The sequence below is a fragment of the Chiayiivirga flava genome (assembly GCF_014202825.1).
GTDB lineage: Bacteria > Pseudomonadota > Gammaproteobacteria > Xanthomonadales > Xanthomonadaceae > Chiayiivirga > Chiayiivirga flava.
This window is the reverse complement of record NZ_JACHHP010000006.1, coordinates 164,192-179,711: the sequence shown is the minus strand read 5'-3', so window position 1 is coordinate 179,711 and position 15,520 is coordinate 164,192. Positions and strand designations below refer to the sequence as shown.

Here is a 15,520-nt window from a genome sequence, read left to right as displayed (position 1 = left end):
CGCGGTCAGCCGCGTGCGGCGGACGCCGGCCCACGCACTCAGCGGTCGAGCGGCGGGCGAGGTTTCTCGGGCGGATTCACCCACACGACCTGCAATCCGCGCTGGTAGGCGGCTTTTTCGACCAGCGCGACTTTCGTAGTGTCGACGCTGGACGGCGAGCTGCGCACGGGCCGTTCGGCATAGGTGTTTCCGGAACTGGCGCAGGCCCCGAGCGACAGGGCGGCCAGCAGTGCGACAAGCGGTCTTGCGATCTTCATGACGCTCTCCTCGGTGACGAACCCCACGCCGACCGGGTGCAGCAAACCGACCTACCGGCGCGTGCGGAACAAACTGTACGCCGAATTGACGCAAACCGGCGGCGCGGCGTCGCAGCCGCGGCGGGAATCGTGCGGTCGGTTCGTCGCGTGGCGGGCGGCCGACGGCCGCCGGCGGGCCGGTCAGGCGTCCGTCGCGTCCGCGCCGGGTGCGGCCGCGGTGCCGGCGTCGGCGGCGGCCTGCGCGTCGGCGATGTCGCCGAGCGCGTGCAGCACGGTGGTGGCGTAGGCCCCGGCCTGCAGCCAGAACCGCAGCTCCAGGGTGTCGCCGGCCCAGGACCAGGCGAGTTCGCGCACGGGCAGGCGCAGGCTGCGGCGCTCGTGCTTCAGGCGCGCGGCGGCGAGACCGTCGACGAGGTCGGGATGACACGCCGCCACCGCCAGCTCGATCCCGCGGACCGCACCGGTGCAGCGCGGCTCGCCCTCGCCCCACAGCGGCCCGGTCGGATGGATGTCGAGCGCGGCGGCGCGGGCGCGCAGGGCCTCGTCCATCGGCTCCGGGCCGAACACGCTGTGGGTGCCGTCGAGCATCCACACCTCGCCGTCCAGCCCGCGCGCCCAGCTGCCGTCGTCGATGCGCTCGGCGAGCACGGCATTGAAGATGGCGGAGCGGGCGGCGGAGAGCAGGATCGAGCGGGTCTCGCGCTGCACGCGCCGGCCGGCGAACATGGCGCGCGCCTGGTCCAGATTGCCGCCGCCGCGACCGAAGCGCTGCTCGCCGAACGCATTCGGCACGCCAAGCGCGGCGATGGCGGCCAGGCGTCGATCGACCGCGGCGTGCTCGCCGTGCACGCCGCGCAACCGCAGCGTGAAACGGTTGCCGCGCAATGCGCCCTTCGGCAGCTTGCGCGCGTGCCAGTCGGCGACAAGCAGGCGGAAGTCGGGATGCTGCAACGTGTCCACGGACGGCGACTGCCGCTTGGGCAGATGCACGGTGAAGGCCTGGCGCGTGACCGCGTGACGATCCTTGAGGCCGGCATAGCTCACGGCAAACGGCGCCACGCCCGCCCAGCGCGCCAGCTGCTGCGCCACCCACGCGGTGTTTGCGCCACGCTTCTCGACGACGAGGAACAGATGCTCGCCCGCACCGCTCGGCGCAAAGCCGAGGTCCTCCTCGACGACGAAATCCTCCGGCTGCGTGCGCATCCGGGCGCGCAGCACCGCGGGGCCGTGCGCGCGCGGGAACGCGGCGCCGTCGCCGCTCATGCGGGCGTCGGGTTGTGCGGCGGTGGCGTCCGCGTCACGAGCACCACGGCGTGCGCGGCGATGCCCTCCTCGCGGCCGGTGAAGCCGAGCCGTTCGGACGTGGTGGCCTTCACGCCGACCGCGTCGGCGTCGATGCGCAGGTCGGCCGCGAGGTTCGCACGCATCGCCTCGATGTGCGGCGCAAGCTTCGGCCGCTCGCACACCACCACGCTGTCGACGTTGCCCACGCGCCAGCCGCGCTCGTGCAGCATCGCGACCACGGCGCGCAGCAGGTCGCGACTGTCCGCGTTGCGCCAGTGATCGTCGCCCGGCGGAAAATGCCGGCCGATGTCGCCGAGCGCGAGCGCGCCGAGCAGGGCATCGCACAGCGCGTGGATCAGCACGTCGCCGTCCGAATGCGCGACCAGGCCGCGCACGTGCGTTATCCGCACGCCGCCGAGCACCACGTGGGTGCCGTCGCCGAACGCGTGCACGTCGTAACCGGTGCCGATCCGCACGCCGCTCACGGATCCATCCGCGCCAGCAGGAATTCGGCGAAGGCGAGGTCCGCCGCCGTGGTGACCTTGATGTTGTCGGCCGCGCCTTCCACCAGCAGCGGCGCGAGGCCGATGCGCTCGAGCGCCATCGCCTCGTCGGTGATGGCGATGCCGGCGAGCGTCGCGGCTTCGAGCGCGCGCTGCAGCGTACCGCGACGGAACAGCTGCGGCGTGAGCGCGCGCCACAGCCCCGCGCGCGTTTCGGTGTGCGCGATGCTGCCGTCGGCCGCGGCGCGCTTGAGCGTATCGCTGACGGGCGTGGCGAGAATGGCGCCGACGCCGTGCGCGCTGCCGTGGTCGATGAGGCGGTCGAGATCGTCGTGGCGCAGGCACGGGCGCGCGGCGTCGTGCACCAGGACCCAGTCCTGCGCACGCACGTCCGCAGGCAGCGCACGCACGCCGGCGAGCACCGAATCGGCGCGTTCGGCGCCGCCGGTGGCGGTGAGAACGGGCTTGCCGCGCAGCTCGCGCCAGCCGGGCCAGAACGCATCGTCGCGCGCCAGCACCACCAGCAGCCCCGCGATCCGCGGGTGCGCCGCGAGGCGTTCGAGCGTGTGGCGGATCAGCGGGCGCCCGAGCAGCGGACGGTGCTGCTTGGGAATCTCGCCGCCGAGGCGGCTGCCGCGGCCCGCGGCCGGCACCACGGCCCAGATCACGGCTGCGGCTCCTGCTCGACCGGCGGCGCCGGCAGCGCGCCCGGTTCGACGATGCGATAGAACGTCTCGTCCGGCTTGATCATGCCCAGCTCCGCGCGGGCGCGCTCCTCGATCGCGGCCTCGCCCGATTTCAGATCGTCCACTTCCGCCGCGAGCGCGGCGTTGCGCTGCTGCAGCCGCGCGTTCTCCGCAGCCTGCGCGGCGACCGTGGCGCGCAGCTGCTCGACCTCGCGCCAACCGCCCGCGCCCACCCACAGCTTGAGCTGCAACAGGATCACCACCGCGACGAGGATGAGTGCGAGCAGGCGCGCCACGGCTCACGCCACCGTGCCCGCGCGGTATGCGCCGACGATGCGGACGGCGTGCGCCAAGGCGGCCGTCACCCGCGCTTGAGACTGACGAAGGCGTTGCGGCCGGCGTAGCGCGCCTTCGCGCCCAGCGCCTCCTCGATGCGCAGCAGCTGGTTGTACTTGGCCACGCGATCGCTGCGGCACAGCGAGCCGGTCTTGATCTGCGTGGCCGTGGTGGCCACCGCGATGTCGGCGATCGTGGTGTCCTCGGTTTCGCCCGAACGGTGCGAGATGATCGCGGCGTAACGGTTCCGGTCGGCCATCGCGACCGCCTGCAGCGTCTCGGTGAGCGTGCCGATCTGGTTGACCTTGATGAGGATGGCGTTGGCGGTCTTCTTCTCGATGCCTTCGCGGAAGATCTTCGGATTGGTGACGAACAGATCGTCGCCGACCAGCTGCACCGTGTCGCCAACCCGCTCGGTGAGCAGCTTCCAGCCGTCCCAGTCGTCCTCGGCCATGCCGTCCTCGATCGAGACGATGGGATAGCGTTTCGCCCAGTCCGCGAGGAAATCGACGAACTGCTCGGACGTGAGTCGCTTGCCCTCGCCGGTGAGGTTGTACTTGCCGTTGTCGTAGAACTCGGTGCTGGCGACGTCGAGGCCGAGGAGCACATCCTCGCCGGCGCGGTAGCCGGCCTTGCCGATGGCTTCGAGGATGGTTTCGAGCGCTTCCTCGTTCGATTTCAGGTCCGGCGCAAAGCCGCCTTCGTCGCCGACCGCGGTCGACAGGCCGCGCGACTTGAGCACCGATTTCAGCGCGTGGAAGATTTCGGTGCCGGCGCGCAGCGCATCGGCAAAACTGTCGAAGCCGACCGGCAAGACCATGAATTCCTGCAGGTCGACGTTGTTGTCGGCATGCGCGCCGCCGTTGATGATGTTCATCATCGGCACCGGCAGCTCCACCGCGTTGTTGCCGGCCAGGTGCTGCCACAGCGGCATGTTTTTCGACGCCGCGACGGCGTGCGCGCTGGCCAGCGAGACGCCGAGCAGCGCGTTGGCGCCGAGGCGGCCCTTGTTGTCGGTGCCGTCGAGATCGATGAGCTTCGCGTCGAGGCCGGACTGGTCGGCGGCATCGAAGCCGGCGAGCGCCTTCGCAATGGTGTCGTTGACGTTGGCGACGGCCTTCTTCACGCCCTTGCCGAGATAACGCGTCTTGTCGCCGTCGCGCAGTTCCACGGCCTCCTTCGAGCCGGTGGACGCACCGGACGGCACCGCCGCGCGGCCGACATGACCGGACGCGAGCGTGACTTCGGCTTCGAGCGTGGGGTTGCCGCGGCTGTCCAGGATTTCGCGGGCGTGGATTCTGGAGATCGTTGTCATACTTTTTCCTATCTTAAGCTTGGAAGCGTGGCATCGATGAACGCACCGCCTTCGGCCGAGCCAGAAAGCAAAACGAAGCGTGGAGCCAACTGATGTTTGATCGCGACATGCCTGCACAGGCCAGCGATATCTGGGAACAAAGATGCAGAGTTAACTCCTACAGACTCCAACTCCTTCAAGAGCGGCGTTCTGAATTTGGATGGAATTCTGAGCTTCCTCACTCTGCTCCTGAATCCTTTGTTCTTGTCGAGAGAGACTACTTTTGCTCCAGCCTCCCAATACTTGTGGATAGAAAACAACCCCTGCTGGGCAGCGATGCGCCTATCAAAATGCGGCGCTTCGTAGAGTCTAGTTCTCGATACAAGTAGCGGTGATTTTGTCAACTCAACTTCCTCGACAAAATCTCGCGACTGAGTTTCCACGACCCAGACCGCACAATCCGGCAGATTTTCCTGTCGAGCCCGGTCTGACACCGCAAACCAAAGCGCCACCAGTGGACTACGTGTCCAATCCAAAAACCTGGTTGGCGCTCCGTGATGTTGCGCAAGTGCAAGCAGCTCCCAATCGTTTCGAAAAATTCCCGCATGAACGCTCGGAAGGCGCAGTTTGAACTCTTCCAGCAGTTCAGTTTCGGTGCGCTTCGGATCAACCTTCGGTTCATTGCGAGCAACAGCAGGTAACAGATCCCACGTTTCGCAGCCTTGCCCCCGATAGACACATCGGCTCAAAAGACCAAAGCCAAGATTCCACTCCAAGAATGAACTCAAGCTTCCGTGAGGCAACACGGATTCATTCTTAGATTCTGCAGCTTTAGCCAACTGAATGCTCCAAGAACTTATGTTTTTTCGTCACTCGATCGAGCTCCATGAGCGTACCCAGCAACGCTTCCATCTTCGGCAGCGGCCAGGCGTTCGGTCCGTCGCTCAGCGCCTCTTCCGGCTTCGGGTGCGTTTCCATGAAGATGCCGGCGATGCCCACGGCCACTGCCGCGCGCGACAGCACCGGCACGAATTCGCGCTGGCCGCCGGACTTGCCGCCCGCGCCGCCGGGCAGCTGCACCGAATGCGTGGCGTCGAACACCACCGGGCAGCCGGTGTCGCGCATTACGCTGAGCGAGCGCATGTCGGAGACGAGGTTGTTGTAGCCGAAGCTTGCACCGCGTTCGCAGACCATGATGTCGGTATTGCCGGTCGCAAGTGCCTTCTCGGCGACGTGCTTCATTTCCCACGGCGAGAGGAACTGGCCCTTCTTCACGTTCACCGGCTTGCCGGCGCGCGCCACCTTCTGGATGAAATCGGTCTGGCGGCACAGGAACGCGGGCGTCTGCAGCACGTCGACCACGGCGGCGACTTCGTCCATCGGGGTGTACTCGTGCACGTCGGTGAGCACCGGCACGCCGAGCTGGCGCTTGACCTCGTCGAGGATCTTCAGCCCCTGCTCCATGCCCGGGCCACGGAAGCCCGAGACCGAGGTGCGGTTGGCCTTGTCGAAACTCGACTTGAAGATGAAGGGAATGCCGAGCCGCCCGGTGATCTCCTTCAGCGTGCCGGCGGTGTCGATCTGCAACTGCATCGACTCGATGACGCAGGGACCGGCGATCAGAAAAAACGGTTTGTCGAGTCCGACCTCGAATCCGCACAGCTTCATGCCTTCGCTTCCTTCAGCAGCTTGCCGCCGGCCTTGGCCTCGCGCGCGGCGCGCACGAACCCGACGAACAGCGGATGGCCGTCGCGCGGCGTGGAGGTGAATTCGGGGTGGAACTGGCAGGCGACGAACCACGGGTGGTTCGGCAGCTCGATCATCTCCACCAGCAGATCGTCCATCGATTTGCCCGAGATCACCAGGCCCGCTTCCTCGAGCTGCGTGCGGTAGCGGTTGTTGAATTCGTAGCGGTGGCGGTGGCGCTCGGTGATGACGTCGGCGCCGTACAGCTCGCGTGCGCGCGTGCCGGCCTTCAGGCGGCATTCCTGGGCGCCCAGACGCATCGTGCCGCCGAGGTCCGAGCCTTCGTCGCGGCGCTCCACGTCGCCGCTGGAGGTGCGCCACTCGGTGATGAGGCCGATCACCGGATGCGGCGCCTGTCGATCGTTCTCGGTGCTGTTGGCGCCTTCGAGCTTGCACACGTCGCGCGCGAACTCCACGACGGCCGCCTGCATGCCGTAGCAGATGCCGAAGTACGGCACCTTGTGCTCGCGTGCGTACTGCGCGCTGCGCACCTTGCCTTCGAAGCCGCGATCGCCGAAGCCGCCGGGAACGAGGATGCCGTCGACGCCCTGCAGCACGCCGACGCCTTCGCTCTCGACCTGTTCGGATTCGAGCCATTTCAGCTTCACCCGCGTGCGCTGGCGCAGGCCGCCGTGCTTGAGCGCTTCGGACAGCGACTTGTACGCATCGGCATGGTCGACGTACTTGCCGACCACGGCGATGGTGACCTCGTCGACCGGGTGCTCCATCGCATCGACGGTGGCGACCCAGTCGGAGAGGTCGGCGTGCGGCTTCGCGTCGAGCCTGAGCCGATCGACCGCGATCTGGTCCAAGCCCTGCGAGTGCAGCCACAGCGGGATCTTGTAGATGTTGTCGACGTCCACAGCGGACATCACGGCGTTTTCCGGCACGTTGGTGAACAGCGCGATCTTGCGCCGCTCGCTGTCGGGCAGCGGCTGCTCGCTGCGGCACAGCAGCACGTCGGGCTGGATGCCGATCGAGCGCAGCTCCTTCACCGAATGCTGCGTGGGCTTGGTCTTGAGCTCGCCCGCGGCGGCGATGTACGGCACCAGGGTGAGGTGCATGAACAGCACCTTCTCCGGGCCGCGCTCGGTGCGCAACTGACGAATCGCTTCGAGGAACGGCAGCGATTCGATGTCGCCCACGGTGCCGCCGATTTCCACCAGGCCCACGTCGAAGCCGTCGGTGGCCACGTCGATGCAGCGCTTGATCTCGTCGGTGATGTGCGGGATCACCTGCACGGTGCCGCCGAGGTAGTCGCCGCGGCGTTCCTTGCGGATCACGTTGTCGTAGATGCGGCCGGTGGTGACGGAGTTCTTGCGCGACAGGCGCGTGCGCACGAAACGCTCGTAGTGGCCGAGATCGAGGTCGGTTTCGGCGCCGTCGTCGGTGACGTAGACCTCGCCGTGCTGGAACGGGCTCATCGTGCCCGGGTCGACGTTGATGTAGGGATCGAGCTTCATCATCGTCACGCGCAGGCCGCGCGCCTCGAGGATGGCCGCGAGCGAGGCCGACGCGATGCCCTTGCCCAACGAGGACACCACGCCGCCGGTAACGAAAATCAGGGGAGTCATGAGCGGAACCGCTGCGTGAAAGCTGGATTCTACCGGCTCGGCACGCCGGCCGCACGCGCGCACCGCGGTGAACCTGCGCGAGCGAGGGTCCGCCGCTGCGGGTGTTTTCCTTTTCCGTCAGAGTGTTACTCGACCTTCAGGCCGTGCTGCGGTGCGACAGGGCGGTGGCGCGTCTCGGCCCGCAGCGTCGCGCCGGCGCGTGCCGATCAGACGTTCGCCGGGTGCAGCGAGGCACCGTCCGCGTCGCCCAGCAAGCGCAGGCAGACGCGATTGCGGCCCTCGTCCTTGGCCGAATAGAGCGCCTGGTCGGCCACGGACACGGCCGTCGCCGGATCGATCCGCTGCAGCGCGGATGCCGGCACCACCGCCGCGCCGACGCTCGCGGTGATGTCGGTCAAGGCGCCGCCGGACGTCCCGAGCGCGGCGATCGCGGCGCGGACGCGTTCGGCGATCCGACCCGCGGCGGATCCATCCGCCCCCGGCAGCAGCAGCGCGAATTCTTCTCCCCCGAAGCGGGCGGCGACATCGCCGGGGCGCCGCAACGCCGTCGCGATGGCCTGCGCGACGAGGCGCAGCGCATCGTCGCCGGCCTGATGGCCGTGCGTGTCGTTGAGGCGCTTGAAGTGGTCGATGTCGACGAGCAGCACCGCGATGCCCTCGCCGGCCCGCCGCGCGCGTGCCCACTCGCGCGCGACGCTGTCGTCGAAGCTGCGTCGATTGGGGATGCCGGTGAGGCTATCGACGCGCGACAGCGCGTCGAGGCGGTCGCGTTCGCCGGAAAGCTGCAGTTGCGCCAGCACGCTGCGCGCACCGTAACCGAGCAGCGCCACCACCAGGCCGGCGAACGCGAGTCGGGTGTGCGTCTGCGCGATGAAGGCCGAGACGATCAGCAGGCTCACCGGCAGCATCAGCGGACTGCCGGCATGCACCAGGGTCTGCCAGCCGCGCGAGGTCGCGGCGCCGGTGGTCGCAACGCCGCGCAGTGCCAGCGCGGCGCACAGCAGGAAGGGCACGTCGATGAGCAGGTCGGTGACGCTGCCGTACGGCAGGTCGTGCTCGATGTGGTTCACATATGCCGCCACCGGCAGGTAGACGGCGGCGAACGCGAGCAGCGTGCCGAAGAAGGCGCGCTCGCCGGGACGCACGGCAGCGGAAAAACGCAGCGCCGCGAAGGCCGCGATGTACACGTTCTCGACGTCGAACATCCAGCGCAGGTGCGAGAAGGCGCGCGCGTCCTCGCCTTCGCCGAAGGTGTTGGTGTGCGCGTAGAACAGCACGCCGAGCGTGGCCGCCAGCGCGGCGTCGACCAGACGCAGCCGGATGCGGTCGCCTTCCGGGCTCGCAAGCGCGAACGTGAGCGGCACGCCGTACAGCACGAACAGCAGCATCGGCAGCTCCGCGACCCCGTCGTCCGCGCTGCGAAGCACGCCGAAGGCGGTCGCCGCCATGCCGGCGGACCACAGCATGAACCCGGCCGCCGTCGCCCACCACAGCGTGCGCGGCCCGCCGCGCGTACCGCGCACCGCGCATGCGATGGCGGCGAACGCGGGAGCGAGCACGAGAAACCCCAGCGACGCCGCATCGGCACGCGCGGGCCACGCGGCGAGCGCGAGGCCGTGCAGCAGCAGGAACACGAAGGGAAGGACCGCCGGCATCGCCACCTCGACCAGGGTCGTCCGACCATAGGCAAAACCCGTGACGGCCTCAAGTGAAGCCAGCGCGCAATCGACGGGATGGTGGGCCGTGAAGGATTCGAACCTTCGACCAAAAGATTAAAAGTCTTCTGCTCTACCGACTGAGCTAACGGCCCGGGATCGATTCGCGGTGGCGGCGGCACACGCGAAGCCGCGCAGTCTAGTGTCGGCAGGCGGTCAGTACAAGCCGCGCCGGCGCGCGGCGTCAGGGCACGTAGCGTGTCGGATCGGCCGTGCCTGCGGCGGCGAAGCCCTCGGCGCGCAGGCGGCAGGCGTCGCAGCGGCGACACGCAGCGCCCGTGGCGTCGGCGCGGTAGCAGGAGACCGTGTGCGAAAAGTCCACGCCCAGACGCATGCCTTCGCGCACGATGTCGGCCTTGCTCATCGCCATCAGCGGTGCGTTCACGCGCAGGCCCGCGCCTTCGACACCGGCGCGCGTGGCGAGATTGCCCAGGCGCTCGAACGCGGCGATGAATTCGGGCCGGCAGTCCGGGTAACCCGAGTAGTCGACCGCGTTGACGCCGCAGAACAGATCGCTGGCGCCGAGCACCTCGGCCCAGCCGAGCGCGATCGACAGCATGATCGTATTGCGCGCCGGCACGTAGGTGACCGGAATGCCCGCGGCGCCCACGGTGCTGTCCGGCACCTCGATGTCGGCGGTCAGTGCGGAGCCGCCGATGCTGCGCAGGTCGACCGTGACGGTCTTGTGCTCCACCGCGCCGAGTGCGCGCGCCACGTGCGCGGCGGCGTCGAGTTCGGACGTGTGGCGCTGGCCGTAGCGCACGCTCAATGCGTGGCAGGCGAAGCCCTGCTCGCGCGCGATCGCGAGCACGACGGCGGAGTCCATGCCTCCGGAAACCAGGACGACGGCGTTTTTCATGCGTGGGCGCAGTGTGCGGGACGGTGTGGAGGGTAGCGGGTTTTCGGCGGCGCGGTCGGCGGGTCGCGCCACGCCACGGCCCGTCCCTCAGTGTCCCGGCGCATCGTTCCACAGCAGCTTGTGCAGCTGCATCTGGAAACGCACGGGCAGGCGGTCGGCGACGATCCAGTCGGCCAGCTGGCGCGGGGTGATGTCCTTGTGGCTGGGCGAGAACAGCACTTCGCAGCGTGCATCGAGCGCGTGTTCGCGCAGCACGCCGACCGACCAGTCGTAGTCCTCGCGGCTGCAGATCACGAACTTGATCTGGTCGTGCGGCGTCAGGTGCGCGAGGTTGTCCCAACGGTTGCGGGACACTTCGTTCGAGCCCGGTGTCTTGATGTCGACCACGCGGCTGACGCGGGTGTCGACGTGGGCGATGTCGATCGCGCCGGAGGTTTCCAGCGAGACCGCGTAGCCCGCGTCGCACAGGCGCTGCAGCAGGCCGATGCAGCGCTTCTGCGCGAGCGGTTCGCCGCCGGTCACGCAGACGTGGCGCACGCCGTGCGCCGCGACCTCGGCGAGGATGGCGTCGATGTCGCGCCAGTCGCCGCCGTGGAAGGCGTAGGCGGTGTCGCAGTAGCCGCAGCGCAACGGGCAGCCGGTGAGGCGGACGAAGACGGTGGGCCAGCCGGCGTGGCGGGCTTCGCCCTGGAGCGAGAGGAAGATTTCGGTGATGCGCAGGCGGTCGTGAGCGGCGGGCGCGGGCGGCAGGATCGCTATATCACTGGCTGGGGCAGAGGCCGTCGGCATGGGTTGGGCTGCTGTGTCTGGGGCGCGTGGAGGTGGCGCCCTCATCCGCCTGCGTTCGGCCGGTGGTAACCGGCCTCACCCTTCTCCCGCAGGGAGAAGGATTCTGTATCGGGGACTGCGGCACATTCCGGAAGGATGTGCATGCGCGATCGCGTTACTGGCGGTTTTCCAGACGCAGCGCGCGCAGGCGGCCTTGCGCGAGGCGGGCGACGGTGGTGTCGGGATACTGCTGGACGACCTGGTTCAACGTCGCCTCGGCCTGCGTCCACTGCTTGAGTTCGTAGTGGCAGTAGCCGACCTTGAGCAGCGCGTCCGGGGCCTTATTGCTGCTCGGGAACTGGCTGAGCAGGCGCTGGAAGGCGTCGAGGGCGATCTGGTAGTTCTGCGTCACGTAGTACGACTCGCCGAGCCAGTACTGCGCGTTCGGCGAGTAGTCGCCGCTCGGGTACTGCTGCAGGAAGCCCTGGAAGCGGCGTGCGGCTTCCGCGTACTGGCCGTTCTTGAGCGAGTCGAACGCCGATTCGTACGCGGCGCGTTCGGCGGCCGGGTCGACGATGGTTTCGGTGGGGGCAAATTCGGTGGAGCCATCGGCCGGAACCGACTCCAGCCCGGCGTCGACCGGCGGGCGCACGTCCGGCGCTTCCATCACGATCTGGTTCGGCGCCGCCGGCGACCCGTCCGCGCCGGGCGCAGGGGGCACGGCGGCCGGGTCCAGCAGTGGCTGGCCGGTGCCGGCCTGCCCGCTTTCGATCCGCGCGATGCGCGAATCCAAATCCACGTACTGGTCGCGGTTGCGCTTTTCCAGCTCCTGGATCTTGAAAGATTGTTCTTCGATCTGGCCGCGCAGCGACTGCACTTCGGCCTGCAATTCGGTGATGCGGTTGAGCAGCTCGACGGTCTGCTGCCCGCTGTTGGCCTGCTGTTCGAGCCGCGCCATGCGCTCGGACAGGCTCAGACGGCCTTCCTGGGCCTGCGCCATCGACGAAGCGGCGGCCAGCACGGCCGCCGCTCCGAGGACTCGCAACGTGTTGCGAGAAACGTGCATCGTCCGGTCCGGCCTTACTTGGCGGTGTAGACGATTTCGACGCGGCGGTTCTGCGCCCAGGCCGCTTCGTTCGACTCGGTGTTCACCGGACGCTCTTCGCCGTACGAGACGACGGTGAGCTGGCTGGCCGAACCACCGTTGGCCTGCAGCGCCGAGGAGACCGCGTTGCCGCGACGCTCGCCCAGGCCAAGGTTGTATTCGCGCGAACCGCGCTCGTCGGCGTTGCCTTCCAGCGTGATGCGCGAGGACGGCTGGTCCTGCAGGTACTTGGCGTGGCAGGCGACGATGGCGCTGAATTCCGGCTTCAGGCTGTCCTGGTCCAGATCGAAGTACACCACGCGCTGGCGCAGGCAGGAGTCGGTGTCGAGATCGGCGGCGGTGTAACGGCCGTCGTCGGCGACCGGGGCGGTTTCGGTGACGGGCGGCGTGGTGTCGCGCACCGGCGCTTCTTCCTTCACCTTCTTGGCGCACGCGCCGAGCGACGCGGCGATGGCTACAGCGAGCAGAATGCGGGTAGTCGTGTTCATTGGAGCGGAATCCTTCGGAGGAGTGATCGGATGCAGTCGTACTGTTTTTGTGTGAAACGCGGTAGGTGAAGCCTGAAGCCCGTCACTGAGTTGCCTGTCGCGGTCTGAATGGCGACCAGGCGGGCTCCCGGACATCGCCATCAGCAAGAACAAGACGCTGCCGCACCCGCGCATCGGCGGATACCGCATACAACACGCCACGCCGGCCCTCGCGGGAGGCGTACAGAACCATGCTTCCATTCGGGGCGAAACTCGGCGACTCGTCCAGATTGCCGGGAGAGAGGGTTTTCATCTCTCCGCCGCCGCCGAAGCTGCGGTCCAGAACCGCAATACGATAAACGTTTCCGTCGCCCTGCGCCACTGCGATCTTCATGCCATCGCCCACGATCGAGGCGCGGGCGTTGTACTGGCCGGAGTACGTGACGCGCTGCGCTTCGCCGCCGCTGGCCGGCACTTCGTAGATCTGCGGCTTGCCGCCGCGATCGGAGGTAAAGAGGATCGTGGTGCCCTTCGGATGCCAGGTGGGCTCGGTATCGATGCCCCAGTGGCGCGTGACCTGGGTGAGGTTCTTGCTGGCAAGATCCATCACGTAGATTTCGGGATTGCCGGTGCGCGACAGCGTCAGCGCGAGCTTCGTGCCGTCGGGCGAGAACGCCGGCGCGCCGTTGATGCCGCGGAAGCTCGCCACGAGCTCGCGCGCGCCGGTGGCGATTTCCTGGATGTAGATCGACGAGTTGCCGCGTTCGAAGCTCACGTAGGCGAGCTTGAGCCCGTCCGGGCTCCAGGAGGGCGACAGCAGCGGCTCACGCGAGCGCACCACGGTCTGCGGGTTGTAGCCGTCGGCGTCGGCCACCATCAGCGCGTAGGCGATGTTGCGGCCCGAGCCATTCGCCGTCACGTACGCGATGCGCGTCCAGAACGCGCCGCGCACGCCGAGGATCTTTTCGTAGACCTGATCGGCCACCTGGTGCGCGATGTCGCGCATGTTGCCCGAGCGGCCGCTCAGCGCCAGCGTCAGCAGCGGCTGCTGCTTGGCGACGTCGAACAGCTCGAATTCGGTGCGGTACCCGCCGGCCGGGTTGTCGATGATGCGCCCGACCAGCAGGAACTCCTGCTTGAGCAGGCGCCACGTGCCGAAGTTGACGTCCGATTGGCGCAGCGGGCGCTCGACGATGTCGCGCTCGGCCAGGGTGCGGAACGCGCCGGAACGGTCGAGGTCGGCGCGGATCACCGCGGCCACGTCGGTGTCGGGGGCGGCCTGCGCGCCGAGATACTCGAACGGGACCACGGCGATCGGCAGCGCCGCGGCATTGCCTTCGGAGATCGAAATCTCGAGCGCTCCCTGCGCGCGCGCGCCGGTGGATCCGAGCGCGAGGAGCAGCAACGGCAGCAGCAAGGCGAAGACGTTCTTCATCGGGATCATCCGTTGTAGGTGAAAGTGAAATTGACCGACCGCTTGAACACGGACTCGTAGCCGCGGTACGGCAGCGGCTGGGCCTTGAGCACGGCCGCCTCGATCGAACGGCGGGTGAGATCGTCAGCATTGCAGGGCGATGTGACGCTGGCCTGAATCACTTCGCCGCCGGGGATCTGCACGATGCGCAGGGTGCACACGATGCCCGGCCGTGCCGAGTCGGGGCGCAGCCAGTTCGAGGTGACCGCCTGCTGGATCGCGAGCGCGTAACGCCCCGCGAGCCCGTCGTCGGTGCCGCCGTTGCCCAGACGGTCGGACGGCGGCTGGGTGGACGCGGCCGGTTGCGCCGGCGCCGGACGCGGCGTGCCGGCGTTGCGCGCGTCGGCGAGCTGCTGCAGCTTCTGTTCTTCGAGCTTGCGCTGCTTCTCGGCCGCCTCGCGTCGGCGGCGGATATCGTCGAGCTGGGCCTGGCGCTCCTCTTCCATCTTCGTCAGCCGCAGTTTGCGTTCGGCCTCTTCCTGCTTCTGCTGGTCGAGCAGTACCTGCTCCTGGCGGCGACGTTCCTCCTGCTCGCGCTGGACCTTGGCGGCCTCGCGCTGTGCGGACAACACGGCCGCGGCCTCCTGGTCGACGGTGTCGGGTTTGGGAATCGGCGCCTGCGGCGTCGGCTGCGCCTCCTGCGGCGTTTCCTGCGGCGCCGGCGTCGGTTTGGGTTGCGGCGCGGGCGCGGTGTCGCGCGGCTCGGGCCTGGGCGTGGGGCGCGGCGGCGCGGGCCGGGCCGACGCAGCGGCGCTCGCGGCGGATGACGGCGCGACGAGCGTGGCCTCGATCGCCCCGCCCGCCACCGAGATCGATTCGTTCGCCGGACTCCACAGCAGCCCGACGAACATCAACCCCAGGCACACGAGGTGCACGAGGATGGCGTAGACCAACGCGCGCAGTTTTTGAGCGGTGGTTTCCATCGATCCGGGGTCAGTTCTCGCCCGGCGAAAGCGGCTCGCCCATGAAGCTGATGCGCTTGACGCCGGCCGACTGCAGCAGGGCCATGCCACGGTAGATCAGGCCGTATTCGGCGCGTTTGTCGCCGGCGATGAAGATCGGCGTGTCCGGGTTCTGGCGCACGAACGCGGCGATCTTCGCCTGCAGCGCCTGCTCGTCGATCTCCTCCGGCGGCTCGTCCTGCAGCTTGAGCATGTACTGCCCCTGCGCGCGCACCTCGACGATGACCGGATCCTTCTGTTGCGTCACCGGTGCGGCGTTGGCCTGCGGCAGTTCGATGTCCACGCCCAGGTTCAGCAGCGGCGCGGTCACCATGAAGATGATCAGCAGCACGAGCATCACGTCGATGTACGGCACGACGTTGATCTCGGCCTTGAGCTTGCGCTTGCGGCGGCGGCTGGTGGCCATGCGGCTCCTCGAAGGGTTCAGCGACTGCCGCGATGCAACGCGGCGGCGGGGCGGATCGGGTTGACGGCGGGCGCGGACGGGCGC

Annotated in this window: 17 protein-coding genes and 1 tRNA gene; all 18 read right to left on the bottom strand. The window is 68.3% G+C overall.

The features are described from left to right. Positions 1-38: 38 nt before the first annotated feature. The 18 genes from HNQ52_RS15190 to tolR all read right to left on the bottom strand — a co-directional run bounded on the left by HNQ52_RS15190 (position 39) and on the right by tolR (position 15,436). On the bottom strand, positions 39-257 hold the full coding sequence (locus HNQ52_RS15190) for a hypothetical protein (RefSeq protein WP_183962027.1): 219 nt from the start codon (positions 255-257) through the stop codon (positions 39-41). 180 nt (positions 258-437) lie between these two features. Beyond that, a complete protein-coding gene (gene truD, locus HNQ52_RS15185) occupies positions 438-1,520 on the bottom strand; it encodes a tRNA pseudouridine(13) synthase TruD (protein ID WP_183962026.1) in 1,083 nt (360 codons plus the stop codon). Next, the gene (gene ispF, locus HNQ52_RS15180) at positions 1,517-2,026 is read right to left on the bottom strand and encodes a 2-C-methyl-D-erythritol 2,4-cyclodiphosphate synthase (protein WP_183962025.1); all 510 of its coding nucleotides are present in this window, start codon (positions 2,024-2,026) and stop codon (positions 1,517-1,519) included. Before ispF ends, truD begins: the two co-directional genes overlap by 4 nt. Then, positions 2,023-2,712, bottom strand: a complete 690-nt coding sequence (gene ispD, locus HNQ52_RS15175; protein WP_343059387.1) for a 2-C-methyl-D-erythritol 4-phosphate cytidylyltransferase — start codon at positions 2,710-2,712, stop codon at positions 2,023-2,025. Before ispD ends, ispF begins: the two co-directional genes overlap by 4 nt. Further along, positions 2,709-3,026: a cell division protein FtsB gene (gene ftsB / locus HNQ52_RS15170; protein ID WP_183962024.1), complete on the bottom strand. Its 318-nt coding sequence runs from the start codon at positions 3,024-3,026 to the stop codon at positions 2,709-2,711. The genes ispD and ftsB overlap by 4 nt, the downstream gene beginning before the upstream one ends. A 65-nt stretch (positions 3,027-3,091) precedes the next feature. Further along, positions 3,092-4,381, bottom strand: coding sequence for a phosphopyruvate hydratase (gene eno, locus HNQ52_RS15165; protein ID WP_183962023.1), 1,290 nt, complete (start codon positions 4,379-4,381; stop codon positions 3,092-3,094). Positions 4,382-4,389: 8 nt separating this feature from the next. Then, positions 4,390-5,199: an FRG domain-containing protein gene (locus tag HNQ52_RS15160; RefSeq protein ID WP_183962022.1), complete on the bottom strand. Its 810-nt coding sequence runs from the start codon at positions 5,197-5,199 to the stop codon at positions 4,390-4,392. After that, positions 5,192-6,028 carry a 3-deoxy-8-phosphooctulonate synthase gene (kdsA, locus tag HNQ52_RS15155; RefSeq protein WP_183962021.1) on the bottom strand — a complete coding sequence of 279 codons (837 nt, stop codon included), beginning with the start codon at positions 6,026-6,028 and terminating at the stop codon, positions 5,192-5,194. The genes HNQ52_RS15160 and kdsA overlap by 8 nt, the downstream gene beginning before the upstream one ends. Then, positions 6,025-7,680 carry a CTP synthase gene (gene pyrG, locus HNQ52_RS15150; protein ID WP_183962020.1) on the bottom strand — a complete coding sequence of 552 codons (1,656 nt, stop codon included), beginning with the start codon at positions 7,678-7,680 and terminating at the stop codon, positions 6,025-6,027. Before pyrG ends, kdsA begins: the two co-directional genes overlap by 4 nt. A 206-nt stretch (positions 7,681-7,886) precedes the next feature. Next, the gene (locus HNQ52_RS15145) at positions 7,887-9,335 is read right to left on the bottom strand and encodes a GGDEF domain-containing protein (RefSeq protein ID WP_183962019.1); all 1,449 of its coding nucleotides are present in this window, start codon (positions 9,333-9,335) and stop codon (positions 7,887-7,889) included. A 79-nt stretch (positions 9,336-9,414) separates the two neighbouring features. After that, a tRNA-Lys gene (locus HNQ52_RS15140) sits at positions 9,415-9,490 on the bottom strand. 89 nt (positions 9,491-9,579) lie between these two features. After that, positions 9,580-10,254 (bottom strand): 7-cyano-7-deazaguanine synthase QueC, encoded by a 675-nt coding sequence (gene queC / locus HNQ52_RS15135; RefSeq protein ID WP_183962018.1) that lies wholly within the window; start codon positions 10,252-10,254, stop codon positions 9,580-9,582. Positions 10,255-10,341: 87 nt separating this feature from the next. Further along, positions 10,342-11,043, bottom strand: a complete 702-nt coding sequence (gene queE / locus HNQ52_RS15130) for a 7-carboxy-7-deazaguanine synthase QueE (RefSeq protein WP_183962017.1) — start codon at positions 11,041-11,043, stop codon at positions 10,342-10,344. A 154-nt stretch (positions 11,044-11,197) separates the two neighbouring features. After that, a complete protein-coding gene (gene ybgF / locus HNQ52_RS15125; RefSeq protein ID WP_343059386.1) occupies positions 11,198-12,043 on the bottom strand; it encodes a tol-pal system protein YbgF in 846 nt (281 codons plus the stop codon). A gap of 59 nt (positions 12,044-12,102) precedes the next feature. Next, positions 12,103-12,615: a peptidoglycan-associated lipoprotein Pal gene (pal, locus tag HNQ52_RS15120; RefSeq protein ID WP_183962015.1), complete on the bottom strand. Its 513-nt coding sequence runs from the start codon at positions 12,613-12,615 to the stop codon at positions 12,103-12,105. Between the two features lie 82 nt (positions 12,616-12,697). Continuing rightward, the gene (gene tolB / locus HNQ52_RS15115) at positions 12,698-14,029 is read right to left on the bottom strand and encodes a Tol-Pal system beta propeller repeat protein TolB (protein ID WP_183962014.1); all 1,332 of its coding nucleotides are present in this window, start codon (positions 14,027-14,029) and stop codon (positions 12,698-12,700) included. 5 nt (positions 14,030-14,034) lie between these two features. Further along, entirely contained in the window at positions 14,035-14,991 is a 957-nt protein-coding gene (tolA, locus tag HNQ52_RS15110; protein ID WP_183962013.1) for a cell envelope integrity protein TolA, read from the bottom strand. 10 nt (positions 14,992-15,001) lie between these two features. Continuing rightward, complete coding sequence (tolR, locus tag HNQ52_RS15105; protein WP_183962012.1) at positions 15,002-15,436, bottom strand: protein TolR; 435 nt, start codon at positions 15,434-15,436, stop codon at positions 15,002-15,004. Positions 15,437-15,520: the final 84 nt, after the last annotated feature.

Excerpts from the sequence above, each read along its gene's own strand:
- HNQ52_RS15190 (WP_183962027.1), bottom strand. The coding sequence starts at position 257 with ATGAAGATCGCAAGACCGCTTGTCGCACTGCTGGCCGCCCTGTCGCTC.
- truD (WP_183962026.1), bottom strand. The coding sequence starts at position 1,520 with ATGAGCGGCGACGGCGCCGCGTTCCCGCGCGCGCACGGCCCCGCGGTG.
- eno (WP_183962023.1), bottom strand. The coding sequence starts at position 4,381 with ATGACAACGATCTCCAGAATCCACGCCCGCGAAATCCTGGACAGCCGC.
- kdsA (WP_183962021.1), bottom strand. The coding sequence starts at position 6,028 with ATGAAGCTGTGCGGATTCGAGGTCGGACTCGACAAACCGTTTTTTCTG.
- pyrG (WP_183962020.1), bottom strand. The coding sequence starts at position 7,680 with ATGACTCCCCTGATTTTCGTTACCGGCGGCGTGGTGTCCTCGTTGGGC.
- HNQ52_RS15145 (WP_183962019.1), bottom strand. The coding sequence starts at position 9,335 with ATGCCGGCGGTCCTTCCCTTCGTGTTCCTGCTGCTGCACGGCCTCGCG.
- queC (WP_183962018.1), bottom strand. The coding sequence starts at position 10,254 with ATGAAAAACGCCGTCGTCCTGGTTTCCGGAGGCATGGACTCCGCCGTC.
- queE (WP_183962017.1), bottom strand. The coding sequence starts at position 11,043 with ATGCCGACGGCCTCTGCCCCAGCCAGTGATATAGCGATCCTGCCGCCC.
- pal (WP_183962015.1), bottom strand. The coding sequence starts at position 12,615 with ATGAACACGACTACCCGCATTCTGCTCGCTGTAGCCATCGCCGCGTCG.
- tolB (WP_183962014.1), bottom strand. The coding sequence starts at position 14,029 with ATGAAGAACGTCTTCGCCTTGCTGCTGCCGTTGCTGCTCCTCGCGCTC.
- tolA (WP_183962013.1), bottom strand. The coding sequence starts at position 14,991 with ATGGAAACCACCGCTCAAAAACTGCGCGCGTTGGTCTACGCCATCCTC.
- tolR (WP_183962012.1), bottom strand. The coding sequence starts at position 15,436 with ATGGCCACCAGCCGCCGCCGCAAGCGCAAGCTCAAGGCCGAGATCAAC.